Origin of the sequence: Pseudomonas sp. URMO17WK12:I11 (genome assembly GCF_007677725.1) — a bacterium.
GTDB lineage: Bacteria > Pseudomonadota > Gammaproteobacteria > Pseudomonadales > Pseudomonadaceae > Aquipseudomonas.
Genome location: NZ_VEDF01000085.1, coordinates 1 through 210, shown reverse-complemented (window position 1 = coordinate 210; position 210 = coordinate 1). Strand labels below are relative to the sequence as shown.

At 63.8% G+C, this 210-nt stretch carries 1 protein-coding gene; it reads right to left on the bottom strand.

What is annotated here, in order from left to right:
• On the bottom strand, window positions 1-210 hold a 210-nt coding region (locus tag FS665_RS23515; protein ID WP_178108407.1), incomplete at both ends, for a hypothetical protein.

Sequence of the window (210 nt, the reverse complement as noted above, 5' to 3'; positions counted from 1 at the left end):
ATCAGGCGAAAAGCAGCGCTTTCACACACCTGCGCGTAGTGGCTGGCATGCTCGTCGATGTGCGCCTGCAAGCGCGCTTCCTGGCGGTCGTAGTCTGCCTGAAAGGCCGCCCGGCGCGGTTCGTCGTAGCGCGCATCGAGCCGCTCATCCTGCTCGCGCTGCTTTATCTCGACCTGGCGTTGGCGCTCTGCGGCAGGGTTGGCAAAAATC